General features: G+C 65.8%; 3 protein-coding genes. All 3 read left to right on the forward strand.

Annotated features, from left to right (window positions below; all coding sequences use genetic code 11):
- The coding region (atpD, locus tag WCA53_RS24020; protein WP_423916341.1) for a F0F1 ATP synthase subunit beta at positions 1–1,176 on the forward strand (1,176 nt) is incomplete at its 5' end.
- Positions 1,173–1,592 (forward strand): F0F1 ATP synthase subunit epsilon, encoded by a 420-nt coding sequence (locus WCA53_RS24025; RefSeq protein ID WP_423916343.1) that lies wholly within the window; start codon positions 1,173–1,175, stop codon positions 1,590–1,592. The genes atpD and WCA53_RS24025, both read left to right, overlap by 4 nt.
- Positions 1,589–1,822, forward strand: a 234-nt coding sequence (locus WCA53_RS24030) for an AtpZ/AtpI family protein (protein ID WP_423916346.1), incomplete at its 3' end; no start/stop codon positions are given. The genes WCA53_RS24025 and WCA53_RS24030, both read left to right, overlap by 4 nt.

Consider the following 1,822-nt stretch of genomic DNA (forward strand, 5'->3'; position numbering starts at 1 on the left):
ATGTTGGGGCGACTCATCGACGTGACCGGGGTGCCGGGTGACAACGGCGCGCCATTGCCGGCCGACGTACCGCGTCGCGCGATTCATCGCAAGCCGCCGCCGCTCGCGTCGCTTGGCACGACCGTCAATATTTTCGCCACCGGCATCAAGGTGATCGACTTGCTCACGCCGCTCGCTCAGGGCGGCAAGGCCGCCATGTTCGGCGGTGCGGGCGTCGGCAAGACCGTGCTCGTGATGGAGTTGATCCACGCAATGGTCGAGCGTTATCAGGGAATCTCGGTGTTCGCAGGGGTCGGCGAGCGTTGCCGCGAAGGCCACGAGATGCTCACCGACATGCGCAACTCCGGCGTACTGCCCCGCACGGTATTGGTCTACGGCCAGATGAACGAGCCGCCTGGCGCGCGATGGCGCGTGCCGCTGACTGCGTTGACGGTCGCGGAATACTTCCGCGACGAGCGCCGGCAGAACGTGCTGCTGCTGATGGATAACGTGTTCCGCTTCGTGCAGGCCGGTGCGGAAGTATCCGGGCTGCTCGGCAGGCTTCCTTCGCGGGTGGGCTATCAGCCGACGCTTGCTACCGAGGTCGCCACCTTGCAGGAACGGATCGTCTCCGTGGGCGACGTGTCGGTGACGGCCATTGAAGCCGTCTACGTGCCCGCCGACGACTTCACCGATCCGGCAGTGACGGCCATTGCCGCGCACGTGGACAGCATGGTCGTACTGTCCCGGTCGATGGCCGCAGAAGGCATGTATCCAGCCATCGATCCGATTGCGTCGTCGTCGGTGCTGCTCGATCCGCTGATTGTCGGCGAGGAGCATGCGGAGATCGCCACCAGTGTGCGGCGCGCGGTCGAGCATTACCGCGAACTGCAAGACGTCATATCGCTGTTGGGCGTCGAAGAACTGGGTGCCGACGATCGTCGAATTGTCGGCCGCGCGCGGCGTTTGCAACGCTTCCTCACGCAGCCCTTCACCGTGACTGAAGCGTTCACAGGTGTACCCGGCCGCTCCGTCCCGGTCGCCGATACGCTCGCCGGCTGCAAGGCAATCCTTGCCGGCGCGTGCGACGACTGGCAGGAAAGTTCGCTCTACATGGTCGGTACGCTGGACGAAGCGCGCGAGCGGGAGCAGGCAGCGCAGAAGGCCGAGCCAGCCGATGCGAGCGTTACGCCATGAGCCCCGAGTTGCGCTTAACGATCTCAACACCCGCGAGCATCCTCGTGGATGCCGAAGTCATTCTTGCGCTACGCGCGGAAGACGAGAGCGGCAGCTTCGGCATCCTCCCGGGACATGCCGACTTCCTCACCGTACTGACACCATCGGTGCTGCGCTGGCACGGCGCGGGCAACATCGAGCGTTTTTGCGCGGTGGAAGAAGGCGTGCTGCGCGTGTCGCGGGGGCGCAGCGTCAACATTGCGTGTCGCACAGGCGTGCTCGGCGAGTCGCTCGCAGCGCTGGAAACGCAAATCGCGGCGTCACACGCGAAACGAGTCGATACCGCTCGCCGAGCGCGCGTCGAACAGACCCGAATGCACGCGCAGGCCGTGCGCCAGTTGCTGCGCTACCTGCGCCCGAACCGGGGCGAAGCATGAGCGAACCGGACAAGCCCAACCAACCGGACCCATCCGGGAACAGCGAGCGCATCGCGCGCGCCGCCAGACAAGCCAGTGCACGCGCGCGACGGGCCCACGATGAACCCGAGCCGTCGCTTGGCAGCCGTCTCGGGCAAATCGGCATTCTTGGCTGGTCGATCGTGATCCCGACGTTGGCCGGCCTGGCGATTGGTCACTGGCTCGACCGGCACTTCGGCACCGGCGTGTTC

It is taken from the genome of Caballeronia sp. (assembly GCF_049581465.1).
Taxonomy (GTDB): domain Bacteria; phylum Pseudomonadota; class Gammaproteobacteria; order Burkholderiales; family Burkholderiaceae; genus Caballeronia.

What these genes read in the sequence shown, in the direction of transcription:
- WCA53_RS24025 (WP_423916343.1), top strand. Translation starts at nt 1,173, where the DNA reads ATGAGCCCCGAGTTGCGCTTAACGATCTCAACACCCGCGAGCATCCTC.